Origin of the sequence: Rhizobium sp. IY2, assembly GCF_047532935.1 — a bacterium.
GTDB classification, from domain to species: Bacteria; Pseudomonadota; Alphaproteobacteria; order Rhizobiales; family Rhizobiaceae; genus Rhizobium; species Rhizobium anhuiense.
Window position 1 is genome coordinate 840,293 of sequence record NZ_JBLKNU010000002.1, and the last position, 16,345, is coordinate 856,637.

A 16,345-nucleotide genomic window follows, 5' to 3' on the forward strand; every position below is an offset into this window, starting at 1 on the left:
TCAGGCTCCCATCGCCGCGCGGCTGGTCTCCAGAAGCGCGGCGACGAGATTTGCCCGTGGCGAGGATCGCGTCGCCACGATGCCGACGGTGCGCATAGCGGACGAGCGGGGCAGGGGCAGCTTGAGGATATCAAGGCCAGCCGGCCAGGGCGGCGCCCAATCCGGCACGATCGAGATCCCGAGACCGCGGTCTACCATCACCGCGATCGCCTCCAGCGCGTCGAGTTCGTAACGCTCGACCGGATGGATGCCGATCTCGCGCAGATATTCATCGGCGATGTGACCGCCCCATTGGTTGCGGTCGTAGCGGATGAAGGGCAGGGTCTTCAACAATTCGAGCGGATCCACCCCCTTACAGTCCGGCGGAGCGATCAGCACCAGGGGTTCCTGGCGCAGCTTGTTGAAGGTCAGCGTCTTCTGCATCGGAAATCGCGGTTCGATGATGAAGGCCGCGTCCAGCGCGCCGTTCAGAACCTCGGCATAGAGGTCCATCGAAGAGCCCGGCTTGAGGAAGATCTCGATCAGCGGGTAATCCTGGGCGAGGCGGTGGAGAATGTCGGGAACGAGACCGGTCAGCGCCGTATTGATCGCCCCGATCCGCATCTCGCCCGAAATCGTCGCGGTGCCGGCCATCGCCTTCAGGTCTCGTGTATCGCGCACCAGCTCCCTGCAACGTTCGAGAATGGCAAAACCCGCCTCCGTCGGCCGCATGACGCGACCGGAACGCACCAGCAGCCGCACCCCGAGCTCGGCCTCCAATGCGCGGATGCGCTGGGCGACGGCCGCAGGCGTGAGGTTCAGCCGCTGCGCCGCCTCCGCCAGCGAGTGCCGCTCGGCAACGATAATGAAGGTTTCGAGAAAGCGTGTGTCCATCGATAGTTTTTCTATCTCTTGAACGAAGCAGAAGCCATATTTTATTTACGATCCATTGCTTCGAAAGATGGCCCGACCATATGAGGAGATGAAATGGATTTCGGCCTGAAGGACAAGACGGCCCTGGTGCTTGGCGCCGGCGGCGGACTGGGCAGCGCGATTGCCGTCAAACTTGCGCGTGAAGGCGCCAGAATTGCCGCGGCGGATATCGATCTCGCCGCCGCTGAGAAGACCACGGCTGCGATCGAATCCGAAGGCGGCAAGGCGTTGGCGCTGCAATGGGACCTTTCCGATCTCGGTTCGATCGATGCGCATGTCGCTGCAATCGAGCGCCAGTTCGGACCGGTCGATGTCCTCGTCAACAATACCGGCGGCCCGCCGCCGACCACCGTCTCCGGCCAGGATCCGATGCTCTGGAACCAGTATTTCCAGAGCATGGTGCTCTCCGTCATCGCCATTACCGATCGCGTGTTGCCGCAGATGCGGGCGCGCAAATGGGGGCGCATCGTCACCTCGACCTCGTCGGGCGTGGTCGCGCCGATTCCCAATCTCGGCATCTCGAATGCATTGCGCCTGTCTTTGGTCGGCTGGTCGAAAACACTGGCGCGCGAGGTCGGGCGCGACGGCATCACCGTCAATATCGTCCTGCCGGGCCGGATCGCCACCGGCCGCATCACCTTCCTCGACGAGCAGAAGGCCAAACGCGAAAACCGTTCCATCGACGACATCGTCACTGAGAGCACCGGCAAGATTCCGCTCGGCCGCTATGGCCGGCCGGAAGAATATGGCAATGTCGTCACCTTCCTGGCGAGCGAGCCTGCTTCCTATCTCACCGGATCGGTGATCCGCGTCGATGGCGGCATGATCCAGAGTATCTGACAGAAACCCAATTGGAACTGACAACCGATGGCCCTTAGCGCTGAAGCGATAGCAACCCTCAAGACCGTTTCGACCGCGACACTGACGACCGTTCTTCTGAGGAAGGGCCTGCGAAACGTCTGGATCCGCGGCGCCACTCCCCTCAAGCCCGGCCAGCCGCGCATCGTCGGTCCGGCCTTCACGCTACGCTTCGTACCGGCCCGCGAGGATCTCGCGACGCCGGCATCCTGGGCCTCGCCGATTTCGACGCGCGCTGCGATCGAGGCGATGCCGGAAGGCTGCGTCGCCATCGTCGATGCGATGGGAGTCACCGAGGCCGGCATCTTCGGCGATATCCTCTGCGCCCGCATGCAGAAGAGAGGCGTTGCCGCACTCGTCACCGACGGCGTGGTGCGCGACCTTGCCGGCGTGCTCGACACCGGCCTGCCGGTCTGGTGCCGCGGCGTCGCAGCCCCCCCTTCGGTCGCCGGTCTGACCTTCGTCGCCTGGCAGCAGCCGATCGGCTGCGGCGGCGTGGCGGTCTTTCCCGACGACATCATCGTCGTCGACCAGGACGGCGCGGTGCTAATCCCGGCCGATATGCTCGACGCCGTGCTTGATGAAGCGCCGGAACAGGAGCGGATGGAAGCCTGGATCATGACCAGGATCGATGAAGGCGTGCCGCTGCCCGGCCTCTATCCGATGAACGCCGAAACCAAGGCGCTCTACGAGGCCTCGAAGAAATAGGCTCCGGGCCAAGACGGTGGCAACTTTATCGCGAAGCCTGGGATTTTTGCGACATTTGAGTGGCCGGCTCCTACCTAAGTAAGACGTCCAGGAATGATCGCCCCACATTCAGAAGCGGTCATTCACAGACTTGGGACAGTTGCAGCAATGCCCCCTGCCAACGATCGGCTGCCAACATCAACGGTCTTTGTAGGTGGTGCCTGGACGGACCTCTTTTACTGATGGCGGCACCTCGGCCGCCGTCGGTTGGCATCCTCTATTGAGAGCCGGCCCGCCCGCACCGTTGGTGTCCTTTGAACAGTTGTGCCTCGATCCATGGAAAGCGTTCGCCACAGCCAGCAAGACTTCCCGCTATCTGACGCTGGTCGCCTGTGACCAGACGACCATCCATTGCCCGTCGCGACGCTCATAGACATCGGTGTGCCAATAATCATGGAGGGGGACTTTGTGGCCGCTGAAGATAACTTCCAGTTGGGCGCGATATCGAATGACCGCCCCACTGCCGTATAGGCGCACATCGATCTCGGCGGGCTCCCACGTCAAATACCTGATTTGTCCGGAGGCAATCGCACCCAGGTATTCGTCTTTTGAAAGCGCTGCGCCGATCGGCGTTATCAATTGAAAGTCTGGAGCATGAAGCTGTCTTGCCCGAACAATATCCGCGCTAACGAGTGCGCGCAGTCTGGCGCGTTCAGTTTCGCGGAGAAGGTCGGCGTCATTGGTTGTGGAAAGGGCGTCGGCGAACGAGACTGTCATGCGTGTTCTCCATTTGAAAACGAGAGATCGCTCGATCCCTCACCGGGCGACCGCTATGCGCGGTAGAAATGCTTCAGAGCATAGTGATCACATTGCCGGTTCCCCCCGACGGCGGACCAATCCCAGGTCGATGAGGCTTTGGGCGCTGGCGCGTATGGCATCCTCCTCCGGGCGCGAGCGCCAGTTCAGGACACGCTGGGCTTTTTCTGCGCTAACACTCAGATCTCGATTGAGTTCGTGAACGATAATTCGGGCATTGGGGTCCGACTGCGCCATGGCCTTGACGACCTCATCGGGAACTTCGCCTGACGGAAGCCGGGCGGCGTACTCAGGGAAAGAAGCCGCAAGAACGGCCACCAAATCTCTGAGCCAGAAAAATCGGCCCCCGACGATGAAACGTTGGCTCTTGGCCACGGGATGGGTCATCGCTCGAATGTGAGCGTCTGCGACATCGCGCACATCCACTACAGAGAAGCCGAAGCGTGGAATGCCCTCGAATTGTCCCGTCATCAGATGATGGATCAGGCCCACGGACGTCCCGAAATTCGCGCTGAGTAACGGCCCAAGAATCATGCTCGGGTTGATGACCGCCAGATCGAGGCCAACCTCATGCGCAAAAATCCAGGCAGCCCGCTCGGTCAGGGTCTTCGACTTGTAGTAGGGCGTCGCCCGTTGGCCTTCCGGGTCTGTCCAGTTTTTTTCGGTGAAAGGCGCCTTCCCGTCGCCATGGTTGGTGGCGGCTATGGAGGAGGTGAGTACCACACGCTTAACGCGCGCGCGGTGCGCCGCATGGAGTACCCGCAACGCACCGTCACGGGCTGTCTGGATAAGCGCATCCTCATTTTCAGGAAACCCCGGGGGGAAAGGTGACGCCGTATGAATGACATAGCTGCATCCTTCGACAGCCGCAGTCCAGCCATCGTCGCTGTCAAGATCAGCCTGAACGAAGCTGAGGCGCTCAAGAGCATCCTTGTGAATTTGCGCGCGAAACTGGCTTTGTACGGCATCGCTCTTGTCAAGGCGACGAAGGCTGCCTCGAACCCGATATCCTTGATCAAGCAACTGCAAGCCGATGTGCCCGGCGAGGAACCCTCCAATGCCCGTCACCAAGACCGTTACAGTTGTGGGGTCGTCCGTCGCTGTGTTCATCGAAGCTCCTTGTGACCACGTCTGGCGGCTCAACCAAATTAGACACATATACTATATTTGTCTAATCGTCCTTTTGACAGCATGGACCAAAAGTGTCAATATGCCCACATGATGCAAGCCGAGCAAAAAATAACGCAGATTTTGGACGCCGCCTTGCCGGTGTTTGTGCGCTTTGGCTTTCGAAAAACCTCGATGGCGGACATTGCGCGCGCTGCGAGAATCTCGCGCGCCTCGCTCTACCTGAGCTTCAGCAGCAAAGAAGAGTTGTTTCGGGCCGGCTCAATGCGAGCGCATACCCGGACACTGAATGAAGTGGCAGCAGTTCTGGAGGGCAAGGGGAGGGCAATTGATCGAATAGAAATGGCCATATCGGTCTTTCAGCGGGAGTTGATCGCCCCCTTTGGCGGTAGTGCCGATCCGGAAGAACTGTTTGCTGCCAATATGGCCTTGGCTGCGGATATCACGCTCGAGGCGCGGACTAAGCTATTAAGCATGCTGACACAGACCTTGATAGCCGCCGTGGAGAGCGATGAGATCGAACTTGAACCGCTGCAGGCCCCGCCCGCGCAACTGGCCGATATCATTGTGGCTGCAATGGATGGGATCAAACACGCGCGAGTTGACGGCTCCAGCCTTGCGGACGACACGAAACTATTCATGCGCCTCCTGCGGGTGGCCGTGACGTCAAGGACTAGCCAGTAGGCGCATTTACGCTATTGCCAAGCCCCGGTACCCGCTTTTTGCTGTTAGGCAACCGAATCTGTCGGGCCGACACGGCCGGCCACACATCAGCAATCGTATCAACGTCAGCTCTGTCACGAGCTCGTCCAAAAGCCGTTTCCGCTTCCCCCCATCTGTGCCGCTACCCGTGTGCTGCAAAAGTCCCGGCTTTTGCCGCGTTCGAAAGTCAGGATCTTCGCGACAAGGCAGAAAAGTTCCTTGCCGCGCACCGGGAGGTCAGCGGGTAAACCACCCCGCTGACCAATACCTATTCGTCAGAATAGGTTGCGACCGTCACTCCTCGGATCACCATCTATCTGGTGTGGCGTGTAAAGGTTGGCACGGGCGTTTCGCCGCCAAGGTCTTGCGGGAGACTCCGGATCATTTCTGATGGTCGTAACAGCGATCGCAGCTTCCCCACTTGTGGGGCATTGTACCGCCCATTGCCCATCAGGCGCAGCTATTCCGGAAGGGACCGTGACGCTCTGCGGCGCATGAGCTGAAAAACTGATCCAGTAGGAATTGCTTGCAGCGTGTCCCAATGCCTCCGCGGCGAAAGCCAGTGAAGGCGCTGAAGGCGCCTCGCCTGTGGTGGAGAAGAGGACGCAATCGACATCATGCCGCTCATATTCTGTGAAAATTTCCGGATAATGCAGTTCCATGCCCATCGAGCAGCCGAAACGGAGACCATCCACCTCAAAGGTCACCGGATTTTTTCCCGGCGAGTACATAAAAGAGATTTTCGTATTCGATAGCAGACGCTCGTCGTAGCGTGTCACCAGTTCTCCACGATCGGATATCACGTAGAGACTGTTATGCGGTCGATGTGGCGAAGTGAGCTGATGGACGGAGCCGAATATCGTCCATAGCTTAAGTTCGCTCGCAAATTTTCTGGTTGCCTCCAGTTCCTCCCGCAAAATACTCCATTCGCAGCGCGTCCAATTGGACGGGCCAATTTCCCGAGGCCCATTCTCAGACATGATGCGTTTGTTTGGCGAACAGGTCGCTCCCTCGGGGAAGTGTATGAGGCGAGCGCCTGTCTTATGCGCTTCCTCCATAAGGCGGCGCATTTCCACTCCGCTGGCACGGAGCGCCGAAATATCACGAGGATCGTTGAACAGCGATGTTTGGGCGACAGCGATCCGTATCGAACGGATCACGGCTTCGTCCGGTCGTTGGCGGATATGTTGAAGAGCTGCGGTGTAAGATTCGCCGGTTTTGGCTGCGCGAGCACGTACAAGGCGTTTGAGATTTCCGTTTTGCGTCATTGTCAGGCCTTTCACGCCTCGGACGCAGTTCCCCAGCAACCCGCCCGAAACGATCGGACCAAGACAACGGACTGAGACGAAAGTCCCTTTGCCTCCGTTCAAGACCATGCTGGGGAAGGTCTGGGAGGTTAGGCGCAGGCCACGCCGAAATAAAATTGTCGAGCAGATGCTGATTCGTCAAGCTGTTGCGATAATCCCGATTGAAGCGATGGTTTTGCGAATGATATTTGCGATGTCGCAAAACCCGATGTGATGCGACGGTCAGGCGCGCGGCCCTTTTTGTTTTGGCGCAGATGGAAGCTGCTCCGGTAAGCCGGTACCTCCACGACACCTCAATAACGAGGCACGTAATCCAGACCGCCGTCGATCCGGGCTGGGCGCCCTTCCAGGAAAAGCTCGCCGATGCGCGGCGCCGAGCGGGCGATGACCTTGCCGCGACGGATCACCGCCAGCCGGTTCGGCTTCAGCCGCAGCGCTTCCAGCGTGTCGCTCGCCTGAAGGATGACCAGGTCGGCCTTGCATCCCTTTTCCAGGCCGTAGCCTTCAAGCCCCATCGTCTTCGCCGAATTGACGGTCAGCGCGTCGAAGATCCTCTTCTTGTCGTCGATGCCGGCCATCTGTGCGACATGGATTGCCATATGGCCGACCTCCAGCATGTCGCCCGATCCCATCGAATACCAGGGGTCCATGACACAGTCGTGCCCGAAGGAAACATTGAGCCCGGCATCCATCAGCTCCCGCACGCGGGTCATGCCGCGGCGTTTCGGATAGGTGTCGTGCCGGCCCTGCAGCATGATGTTGATCAGCGGATTGGGGATGACGTTGATCTCGGCCTCCGCCATCAGCGGAATGAGCTTGGAGACATAATAATTGTCCATCGAGTGCATCGAGGTCAGATGCGAGCCGGCGACGCGTCCCTGTAAGCCGAAGCGGATGGTTTCCGCAGCCAGCGTCTCGATATGGCGCGAGAGCGGATCGTCGGTTTCGTCGCAATGCATATCGACCGGCAGGCCGCGATCGGCGGCGATGCGGCAGAGCGCCTCGACCGACGCCGTGCCTTCACCCATCGTCCGTTCGAAATGCGGAATGCCGCCGACGATATCAACGCCCATGTCGAGGGCGCGGTTGAGCGCGTCGATCGCCCCCGGCGAGCGGTAATAACCGTCCTGGGGGAAGGCGACCAGCTGCAGATCGATATAGGGCGCGACCTTCTCGCGCACCTCGATCATCGCCTCGACGGTCACAAGCCTCGGATCACTGGTGTCGACATGGCTGCGGATGAAGAGCAGGCCCTGCGTGACCGCCAGATCGCAATAGCGCAGTGCACGATCGACCAGTTCCTCCTTCGTCACGATCGGGCGCAACTCTCCCCAGAGCGCGATGCCCTCGAGCAGGGTGCCGGATAGGTTCATGCGCGGCAGGCCGAGCGACAGGGTCGCGTCCATATGGAAATGCGGATCGACGAAGGGCGGGCTGACCAGCCGGCCTGACGCGTCGATTTCTTCCCTCGGCTGCGCCTGGAGATTGGGCTCGACCGCGATGATCTTGCCGCCCTGGATGCCGATATCGACGCCCTTTCGGCCATCAGGGAGATTTGCATTTCTGACGATCAGATCGAACATCGGAGCCTCATTGGACAGAAGTGGTTCAGCGTTCGCCGCGACGATAGGGCTGCATCAGTGCCTGCGGTACGCGGGCGCGGCGGGCCATGACGGCAAGGGCGGCAATGGAAAGGATATAGGGCGTCATCAAAAAGAGCTGATAGGGTACAAGCCCGCTCAGCGCGGTTTGCAGCCGGAGCTGGAAGGCATCGAAGAAAGCGAAGAGCAGGGCGCCGAACAGCGCGCGACCGGGCCGCCAGGAAGCGAAGACGACGAGCGCGATGCAGATCCAGCCGCGCCCCTGCACCATGGTCGGGAAAAAGCTGTTGAACGCCGACAGGGTCAGGAAGGCGCCGCCCATTCCCATCAGTGCGCTTCCGGCAATCACCGCGCCATAGCGCACCTTCATCGGATTGACGCCCTGAGCTTCCGCCGCATGCGGGTTTTCGCCGGTCATGCGGATCGCAAGCCCAACGGGCGTGCGGAAGATGATGTAGGCCATCAGTAGGGCGATGGCGATCGCGAGATAGGTCGGCGCCGTCTGCGTGAAGAAGGCTGGCCCGATGAAAGGCAGAGTCGAAAGACCCGGAATGGCGATCGGCTGGAACGGCACGATGGTGGGCGGCGTATTGGCAAGCGGCACGATCAGCCGGAAGACATAATAGCTGAAGCTGGAGGCAAAGAGGGTGACGCCGAGACCAGCGACATGCTGGGAGAGGCCGAGCGTCACTGTCAGGCCCGCATGCAGCAGGCCGAAGACGCCGCCGGCAATGGCGGCAATCAGCAGGCCCGTCCAGAGATCGGCGCCGTGATAGACGGAAAGCCAGCCGATCATCGCGCCGAAGGTCATGATGCCCTCGATGCCGAGATTGAGTACGCCGGCCCGTTCGCAGAGCAGGGCGCCGATCGTGCCGAAAATCAGCGGTGTGGCGATCCGCAGGATTGCCGCCCAGAGCCCAGCGGAGGCGATGATGTCGAAGAGCTGCATCATCGCCGGATCCTGTATTGGGTGAAGAACAATGCGATCAGCATCGTCAGCAGCGACAGCGCCACGGTGACGTCGGCGATATAGGTCGGGATCCCGAGGCCTCGGCTCATGCCATCGGCGCCCACGAACATGGTGGCGGTGAAAATGGCGGCAAAGACGACGCCGAGTGGATTGAGGTTGGCGAGCATGGCGACGACGATACCGGCATAGCCGAAACCGGGCGACAGGTCGGTCGTCACGTAACCCTTGACCCCCATCACCTCGATCGCTCCTGCCAACCCTGCAAGCCCGCCGGAGAGGCAGGCGACCTTCACCAGCGTTCTGCCGAGGGGCACGCCCGCAAAAACAGCGCCGCCCGGATTGAGGCCGGCCGCGCGCGACTGCATGCCGAACACGGTGCGCGACTGGATGAAATGGACGAGGATCGCCAGCGCGATTGCGATCGCAAAGCCGATATGCAGGCGCGAACGGGCGATCAGCTTCGGCAGCATGGCGTGATCGCTGACCGATTGCGACTGCGGCCAGCCGAAGGCGAGCGGATCCTTGAGAACGCCATCGATCAGCATCGAGACGAAGAGCACGGCGATGAAGTTCAACAGCAGGCTGGTGACGACTTCATCGACCGAGAAGCGCAGCCTGAGCCAGAGCGGGATCAGGATCAGCACCATGCCGGCAATGGCGCCGATCAGCAGTAGCAATGGAATGAGAATGGGGGCGGGAAGATTGCCGAGCAGTTTCGAGCTTGCCGCCGCAACGGCGATGGCGCCGAGATAGAACTGGCCCTCGGCGCCGATATTCCAGAGTCGTGCCCGGAAGGCGACGGCCGCGGCAAGCCCGGTCAGCATCAGCGGCGTTGCCCGCGTCAGCGTTTCGGTTGACGACAGCCGCGAGCCGAAAGCACCGGTCAGGATGCGCCAATAGGCATCGAGCACGGGCGCGCCGGCAATTGATATCAGGATGCCCGAAAGCGCCAGGGCTGCGATCACCGCGATGACGGGCGTGACGATCAGCAGGGAAAGCGGACGGTGTTCGCGGCGCTCAAATCGCATGGCCGGCCTCTGGGTTTTGCTGCCATTCGCCGGCCATCATCAGCCCCAGCCTGCGCGCATCGGCGTCTTCAGCCTCGACGGGCGGCGACAGCCGGCCGCCGACGATCGCCTGTATGCGATCGGCAAGCGCGATCACCTCGTCGAGGTCTTCGGAGATCAGCAGCACGGCGGTCCCTTGCCTGCGGGCTTCGAGCAAGCGGGCGTGCACGGCTGCCACCGCCCCTTCATCGAGACCGCGCGCAGGCTGCGCCGCAATCAGGATCCGCGGCCGCCGATGCAGGTTGCGGCCGAGAATGAGCTTTTGCATATTGCCGCCGGAGAGCAGCCGGGTGCGAATGGCCGGGCCGCCGCCGCGGACATCGAATCCGTCGATGATCTCCCTGGCGAAGGCCATGCCCGCTTTGCGATTGACGAGACCACGGCGCGAAAAGGCCGATGAGGCGATGCGCTCCAGCACGGCGTTTTCCCAGATCGCCATTTCGCCGATCACGCCTTCCTCGTTGCGATCCTCGGGAATGCGGCCGATGCCGGCGTCGACGACATCGGCGACACCGAGATTGCCGACGGCTTCCCCGAACAGCAGAAGGTCGCCGGCGCTGCGCGCCAGCATGCCGGAGAGAAGATGCGCCAATGTCGCCTGACCATTGCCCGAAACACCGATGATGCCGAGGATTTCTCCCGCATGCAGCCGGAAGCTGATCGACTTCAGCCGATCGACGCCGCCGCTGCGCACCGTCACATCGGCCGCTTCGAGGGCAATGGCGCCGGCTGTCGACGGCTCGCGCACGGGCCGCGTCACACGGTGCCCGACCATCAGTTCGGCGAGTTCCTCTTTGCTGGTGTCCGACGTCTTGCGTTCGGCGACCATCTTGCCGCCGCGTAAGACCACGATGCGGTCGGCCGCTGCCATCACCTCGTCGAGCTTGTGCGAGATGAAGATCAACGAAAGGCCCTGGCGGGCCATTTCCCTCAGCGTCGTGAACAGTCGTTCGGCCTCGATATTGGTCAGCACCGCCGTCGGCTCGTCGAGGATCAGGATGCGGGCATCGTTATAGAGCGCCTTGAGGATCTCGACGCGTTGCTGCTCACCGACCGACAGGTCGCCAAGGCGCGCATCCGGATCGACCTTGAGGCCGAAGCGCTCGGATATATCAAGCAGCTTCTTGCGCGCCGCGGAAGTTCCCGAGCGCCAGGACCACAGTCTTTCCGTGCCGGTCATGACATTTTCGAGAACGGTCAGATTGGGCGCGAGCGAGAAATGCTGATGCACCATGCCGACGCCGGCCTGGATCGCCGCGCGCGGCTTGCCCTGCGGCACCTCCCTGCCTTCGATCAGAATTCGGCCGGCATCCGGCATGTAATGGCCGAAAAGGATGCTCATCAGCGTGGTCTTGCCCGCACCGTTCTCGCCAAGCAGCGCCACGACCTCACCCTTGGCAAGAGTCATGGAAATATCGTCATTGGCGAGATTGGCGCCGAAACGCTTGCTGACGCCTGTGATCTCCAGCACCGGCCCGGTCATGACGGCAGTCCCGCGACGGGAAACCGATGCTGCCACCGCCCCTCGGACTCCAAGCGTGCGGCAAGCGACAGGAGGCGCGGTTCGTGACCCATCGGCGCCATGATCTGCACCGGCAGCGGCAGGGCGTGCTCATCCTGTCCGAAAGGCAGCGTCAAAGCAGGAAAACCCGAAATATTGGCGAGGCAGGCAAGCGGCGCAAAGGCCGTCATCCGCTCGAGATGCAGATCCGTGTCGGTATGATCGGACGGAAAGGAGCCGATCGCAAGAGGCGCAGACGAAAGCATCGGCGTGAGAATGCAATCGACCTTGTCGAACAGCGTCCAGAGCTTATGGCTCACCAGAACGGCCTCGTTCAGCGTGTTCCAGAGCGATGTGACCGAAAGCCCTCGTCCGCGCGCAGCAAAAGCCTGCGTCAGAGGCTCGGCCCTGCTTTCATCCAGAGCCGCCGCCTCGATGAGCGCCGCAAGGTTGGCGGAGACGATATCGGCGAAGGCGCGGCCGCTTGACGTGACGCTTCCTTCGAACGCGGCCCAGCTCAACGGAACGATCAGGTGTCCGTCATTCTCGAGCGCACGAGCCGCATCCTCGACGGCTGCGAGCCGATCACCCTCCGTCGGATAGACCGGCCCAGTATCAACCAGCAGGCCGGCTCGCAAACGACCGTCGTTGCTGTCGACAGAGGAGGGGTCCGGAAAAGGTCCTCGTGAATCGCCGGCCAACCCGTCGAATATCAGCGCCGTATCCCGCACCGAACGGCAGACCGCGAGTTCGCTGGCGATACCGGCGAGGTGGTTGCCAAAGGAGGGGCCGCCCGGGATGGCGCCGCGCGTCGGCTTCATTCCGACGAGGCCGCAGCAGGCGGCGGGCACACGGATCGAGCCGCCCGCGTCGGTGGCATGTGCGATCGCAACGATCCCGGCGGCAACCGCAGCCGCCGCACCGCCGGAGGAGCCGCCCGCGGTTCGGGCCGGATCGAGCGGGTTGCGGCAGAGAGGCCCGATCGCCGGTTCGCTGGCAAGCGACAGCCCAAATTCCGGGCTCGTCGTCAGGCCGAACAGGCAGAAGCCGGCGTCGCGGAAACGAGCAGCCAGATCGGAATCCGCTTCGCCGCCCTTTCTTTCGAAGAGACGGGAACCGGCGGTGACCGGCAGCCCGGCGAAGGGGCCGCCAAGATCTTTCGCCAAACTCGGCACACCGGCAAAGGGCCTGATGGAAAAGCGATCCGGCGCGCTCCGCCGCTCCCGGTCGCGGTCGTCCGCCGAGGCAAGGCCCATGGCGGCATCGAGATAGGCGAGCGCGCCGAGCGCCGCCTGCCGCGCAGCGGCCTCAAGAGAAGCCTGCATCGCCTCGGCAGCGCTCAGCTTGCCATGCCGGATCGCTGCCGCCAGGTCGGTCGCATCGCTTTGCATGAGTCGAATTACTTCGGCTCGTCCATCATCTTCGGAACCTCGAAGGTGCCGGCCTTGATCTCCGCCCGCTTGGCTTCCATCGCAGCCTCCGCATCGGCGGGCGCCACGCCCTTCACAAAGACGATATCGCTGCCGCCTTCCTTCATCAGGCCGTAGGAGGTGTAGTTCCGACCGACCGGTTTTCCGGCCGCGACATCGGCGATCGCAGCGTTGAGGATCGGGCGGAAATACCACATGGCGTTGGCAAACACAGTGTCAGGGTAGCGCGGCGTATAGTCGATCAGCGAGCCGACCGATTTGATGCCGCGTTCCTTGGCGGCATCGGCGGTACCGATACGTTCGCCGAACAGGATGTCGGCGCCGGCGTCGATCTGGGCAAGACCGGCTTCGCGGGCCTTCGGCGGATCGAAGAAGGTGCCGATGAAGGAGACGAGGTGTTTTGCCTCCGGGTTGACGGCCTTGACGCCGGCCGCGAACGCGTTGATCAGCATGTTGACCTCGGGGATCGGAATAGCGCCGACCGAACCGACGATATTCGACTTGGTCATCTTGCCCGCCAGCATGCCGGCAAGATAGGCGCCGTCATGGTTCCAGGTGCCGAAGACACCGAAATTATCGCCGGCCTGCTCGCCGCTCGAACCCAGCACGAAGGCGGTATCGGGATAGTCGGCCGCGACCTGCCGGGCCTCTTTCTCCACCGCATAGGCCTCGCCGATAATCAGCTTGTTGCCCTGTTCGGCATATTCGCGCATGGCGCGGGGATAATCGGTGCCGGAAACACCTTCGGAGAAGACATATTCGATAACGCCTTCCTTGGCCGCGTCCTGCAGGGCCTTGTGCAGACAGGAGTTCCAGGCATTTTCAACCGGCGAGGCATGAATGCCGGCAACTTTCAGCGGCGCGGCCGCTCTTGCCAGCGGGGCAAAGCCGCTGACCCCAAGCGCAATGCCGGATGCGATCACTGCCCGGCGTGAAATCAGGATATCTTTGGTCATTGATTGTTCCCCTTTTTTACCATTTGGTTCAAAAATCATAGTAGCGCCTAAAAATGTGTCAAGCCGCGAATGGGCTTAAAAATCAGGCTGATCGGCCACCGCGACCTGACTGAAAAAACGAGGCATGGCAGGCTGCACGCTCGGCGCCACCGTGCTTGCCGGGCAGGATCTACAGGGGCTTGGCGCGACGACTCCGGCAGGATATGCATAGAACTATCGGGTTGGGGAAATTGAAATGGGTGATGAAGAAGACGCCTCGCGGCGGCCGATCGCGAGCCGGTCGTCGTCCTGGGCGATCGGCCTGAGTGCGTGGCTGGCACGCACCGGTGTCACGCCAAACGGCATTTCGCTTTTCTCGATCCTGTTTGCCAGCCTCGGCGCGGCGCTCATCCTCTTCACGGCCCATCCGATCGCCATGGTTTGCGCCGCGATCTCGGTGCAGATGCGGCTCGTCTGCAATCTGCTGGACGGCATGGTCGCGATCGAAGGCGGCAAGAAAACCAAGAGCGGGCCGCTCTACAATGAATTCCCCGACCGGATCGCCGACAGCCTGCTTCTCGTCGCAGCCGGTTATGCCTGCGGCTTTGCCTGGCTCGGCTGGCTGGCTGCGCTGCTCGCCGCACTCACCGCCTATATCAGGGTCTTCGGAGGAGCGGTCGGTCTTCCCCCAGGACTTCAGCGGCATCATGGCCAAGCAGCGCCGCATGGCGGTACTGACGGCGGGCCTCGTCGCCCAGAGCGTGGAGACGCCGATATCGGCCAGCCATTGGTCGCTGCTCCTTGCCTCCGTCATCATCGCGGCGGGAAGCCTCGTCACCTGCACCACGCGGACGATAAGACTTGCCCGCTCGCTGGAGAGATTATGATCGCACTCATCCGTCGCCTTCTCGTGCTTTTCGTCCGCATCGTGGTCGGCGCCCGCAGCGAGTGGCGGGGCTGCACGCCCGACCCCCGCCGCCGCATCTATTTTGCCAATCACAACAGCCATGTCGACACCGTCGCCGTCATGGCCGCCCTGCCGTGGCCGGTGCGACGGCTGACCCATCCGGTTGCGGCGCGCGATTATTGGGGAACGACCGCCTTTCGCCGTTTCATCGCCGAGAAAGGCCTGCGCGCCGTCCTGATTGACCGCAAGCCTCTGCCCGACAGCAACCCGCTGGAGCCGATCGAGCGCCTGCTCGAGGAGGGGCGCTCGGTCCTGATCTTCCCGGAAGGCACGAGAAGCGCCAGCGATGAGATCGCGCCCTTCCGCAGCGGCATCTATCGCCTTGCATGCCGTTTCCCCGATGTCGATCTCGTGCCGATCCATCTCGACAATCTTCAGCGCATCCTGCCCAAGGGAAGCTGGCTGATCGTCCCGATCACCTGCACGGCGCGCTTCGGCAAGCCGCTCCGCGTCGAACCGGGCGAAGGAAAAGACGCGTTCCTGGCCCGCGCCCGTGCCGCGGTCATCGAGCTAGCAGACGGAGAACGCATCGCATGACCAGCCATTTCTCCATCGTGCTTGCCGCGATCCTCGGCCTGTTGGCCGTCGCCTCGGCCATTGGCTTCACCCTTCAGCGGCGGGCGACCGAGCCCGGATCCGTCGCTACCGTCCACAATCTCAATGCCCGAATTCGCTCATGGTGGATCATGGTCGCGATATTCGGCGGCGCGATTCTGCTCGGCGATACCGCGGTGGTCGTCCTGTTCGCATTCCTGTCCTTCATGGCGCTTCGCGAATTCTGGACGCTGACGCCATCGCGGCGCGGCGATCACCTGGCGCTGTTCCTGTCCTTCTTCGTCGTCCTGCCACTTCATTACCTGTTGCTCGGAACGGCGTGGTACGGCCTATTTGCGATCTTCATCCCGGTCTATGCCTTCCTGATCCTGCCGGCGGTGGCGACCTTGACGGGCGACGTCAACGAATTCCTGGCCCGGACCGCCAGGGTGCAATGGGGATTGATGCTGACGGTCTATTCGATCAGCCATGCTCCCGCACTTCTGATGCTGCAGACCGGTACGCCATCCGCCCTGCTTCTCGTCTATCTCGTCATCGTGGTGCAACTCAGCGACGTCTTCCAGTATGTCTGGGGCAAGCTCCTGGGAAAGCATCGCTTCTCGCCGAACATCAGCCCATCGAAGACGCTCGAAGGCCTCTTCGGTGGCGGCGCCTCGGCCATCCTTGTGGGAACGCTGCTCTATCGCCTGACGCCGTTCTCGCCGCTGCAGGCGGCGGCCATCAGCACGGTCATCGTCGTCGCGGGCTTCTTCGGCGGCTTCGTGCTCTCGGCCATCAAACGCGATCTGAACGCCAAGGACTGGGGCTATGTGATCGAGGGTCACGGCGGCGTGCTCGACCGGCTGGATTCCATCACCTTCGCAGCGCCGCTGTTCTTCCACATCGTCCGCTACTGGTACACCGTCTGAC

15 protein-coding genes and 1 pseudogene are annotated in these 16,345 nt (G+C 62.0%); 6 read left to right on the top strand and 10 right to left on the bottom strand.

The genetic code is table 11. The annotated features are described in order from the left end of the window. Positions 1–873, bottom strand: a complete 873-nt coding sequence (locus ACMUVN_RS12595) for a LysR family transcriptional regulator (RefSeq protein WP_063476130.1) — start codon at positions 871–873, stop codon at positions 1–3. A gap of 93 nt (positions 874–966) precedes the next feature. Here ACMUVN_RS12595 and ACMUVN_RS12600 point away from each other — a divergent pair, with 93 nt between their 5' ends. Continuing rightward, the gene (locus tag ACMUVN_RS12600) at positions 967–1,752 is read left to right on the top strand and encodes an SDR family oxidoreductase (RefSeq protein ID WP_097630946.1); all 786 of its coding nucleotides are present in this window, start codon (positions 967–969) and stop codon (positions 1,750–1,752) included. 27 nt (positions 1,753–1,779) lie between these two features. Further along, the gene (locus ACMUVN_RS12605; protein ID WP_097594773.1) at positions 1,780–2,478 is read left to right on the top strand and encodes a ribonuclease activity regulator RraA; all 699 of its coding nucleotides are present in this window, start codon (positions 1,780–1,782) and stop codon (positions 2,476–2,478) included. Positions 2,479–2,829: 351 nt separating this feature from the next. Here the strand turns inward: ACMUVN_RS12605 and ACMUVN_RS12610 are convergent, their stop codons facing one another. Continuing rightward, complete coding sequence (locus ACMUVN_RS12610) at positions 2,830–3,234, bottom strand: nuclear transport factor 2 family protein (protein ID WP_063476133.1); 405 nt, start codon at positions 3,232–3,234, stop codon at positions 2,830–2,832. Positions 3,235–3,321: 87 nt separating this feature from the next. Next, on the bottom strand, positions 3,322–4,383 hold the full coding sequence (locus ACMUVN_RS12615; RefSeq protein WP_097543994.1) for an SDR family oxidoreductase: 1,062 nt from the start codon (positions 4,381–4,383) through the stop codon (positions 3,322–3,324). 108 nt (positions 4,384–4,491) lie between these two features. On the opposite strand from ACMUVN_RS12615, the gene ACMUVN_RS12620 reads away from it, so the two are divergent. After that, positions 4,492–5,085 (top strand): TetR/AcrR family transcriptional regulator, encoded by a 594-nt coding sequence (locus tag ACMUVN_RS12620; RefSeq protein ID WP_097594772.1) that lies wholly within the window; start codon positions 4,492–4,494, stop codon positions 5,083–5,085. 293 nt (positions 5,086–5,378) lie between these two features. On the opposite strand, the gene ACMUVN_RS12625 is transcribed toward ACMUVN_RS12620, so the two are convergent. The 7 genes from ACMUVN_RS12625 to ACMUVN_RS12655 form a co-directional block, all read right to left on the bottom strand. After that, entirely contained in the window at positions 5,379–6,371 is a 993-nt protein-coding gene (locus ACMUVN_RS12625) for a carbon-nitrogen hydrolase family protein (RefSeq protein ID WP_097594771.1), read from the bottom strand. 332 nt (positions 6,372–6,703) lie between these two features. Beyond that, positions 6,704–7,993 (bottom strand): amidohydrolase family protein, encoded by a 1,290-nt coding sequence (locus ACMUVN_RS12630; protein ID WP_097594770.1) that lies wholly within the window; start codon positions 7,991–7,993, stop codon positions 6,704–6,706. Between the two features lie 25 nt (positions 7,994–8,018). Further along, complete coding sequence (locus ACMUVN_RS12635; protein ID WP_063476138.1) at positions 8,019–8,963, bottom strand: ABC transporter permease; 945 nt, start codon at positions 8,961–8,963, stop codon at positions 8,019–8,021. Further along, entirely contained in the window at positions 8,960–10,009 is a 1,050-nt protein-coding gene (locus tag ACMUVN_RS12640) for an ABC transporter permease (RefSeq protein WP_097594769.1), read from the bottom strand. The genes ACMUVN_RS12635 and ACMUVN_RS12640 overlap by 4 nt, the downstream gene beginning before the upstream one ends. Further along, on the bottom strand, positions 9,999–11,531 hold the full coding sequence (locus tag ACMUVN_RS12645) for an ABC transporter ATP-binding protein (RefSeq protein ID WP_063476140.1): 1,533 nt from the start codon (positions 11,529–11,531) through the stop codon (positions 9,999–10,001). Before ACMUVN_RS12645 ends, ACMUVN_RS12640 begins: the two co-directional genes overlap by 11 nt. Next, positions 11,528–12,940 (bottom strand): amidase, encoded by a 1,413-nt coding sequence (locus ACMUVN_RS12650; protein WP_097594768.1) that lies wholly within the window; start codon positions 12,938–12,940, stop codon positions 11,528–11,530. Before ACMUVN_RS12650 ends, ACMUVN_RS12645 begins: the two co-directional genes overlap by 4 nt. A gap of 8 nt (positions 12,941–12,948) precedes the next feature. Then, entirely contained in the window at positions 12,949–13,935 is a 987-nt protein-coding gene (locus ACMUVN_RS12655) for a BMP family protein (protein WP_047613180.1), read from the bottom strand. 235 nt (positions 13,936–14,170) lie between these two features. On the opposite strand from ACMUVN_RS12655, the pseudogene ACMUVN_RS12660 reads away from it, so the two are divergent. The 3 genes and pseudogenes from ACMUVN_RS12660 (at position 14,171) to ACMUVN_RS12670 (ending at position 16,344) form a co-directional block, all read left to right on the top strand. Next, positions 14,171–14,801, top strand: a pseudogene (locus ACMUVN_RS12660) (CDP-alcohol phosphatidyltransferase family protein). Beyond that, positions 14,798–15,418 carry a lysophospholipid acyltransferase family protein gene (locus ACMUVN_RS12665; protein WP_097543989.1) on the top strand — a complete coding sequence of 207 codons (621 nt, stop codon included), beginning with the start codon at positions 14,798–14,800 and terminating at the stop codon, positions 15,416–15,418. Before ACMUVN_RS12660 ends, ACMUVN_RS12665 begins: the two are co-directional and overlap by 4 nt. Then, on the top strand, positions 15,415–16,344 hold the full coding sequence (locus ACMUVN_RS12670) for a phosphatidate cytidylyltransferase (protein WP_097543988.1): 930 nt from the start codon (positions 15,415–15,417) through the stop codon (positions 16,342–16,344). Before ACMUVN_RS12665 ends, ACMUVN_RS12670 begins: the two co-directional genes overlap by 4 nt. Position 16,345 lies beyond the last annotated feature (1 nt).